The sequence below is a fragment of the Streptomyces scopuliridis RB72 genome (assembly GCF_000718095.1).
Classification (GTDB): Bacteria; Actinomycetota; Actinomycetes; order Streptomycetales; family Streptomycetaceae; genus Streptomyces; species Streptomyces scopuliridis.
Map to the genome: position 1 here is coordinate 1 of NZ_JOEI01000110.1, position 232 is coordinate 232.

The following is a 232-nucleotide window of genomic DNA, read 5'->3' on the forward strand; positions in this document are numbered from 1 at the left end:
CTTCAAGGGCAACGGCAAGAGCGGCAAGGACACCAAGGGCGGTAAGGACGGCAAGGGCGCCGACGGCCCCAAGGACCTCGGCAGCATCTCCTTCGAGGGTCTCTCGGGTTCGATGACCGAGGACGTGGTCGTGATGCGCGCCAAGACCGGCCCGGACGCCGGCAAGATCACGTTCGTCTACACCTTCTCCGTCAGCGGCACGGCCGGCGGGGTGGCGCAGGCCAAGGGCAGC

1 protein-coding gene is annotated in these 232 nt (G+C 68.1%); it reads left to right on the forward strand.

Annotated elements, in window-relative coordinates; genetic code table 11:
* The coding region (locus IF11_RS37540) for a hypothetical protein (RefSeq protein WP_037729565.1) at positions 1–232 on the forward strand (232 nt) is incomplete at both ends.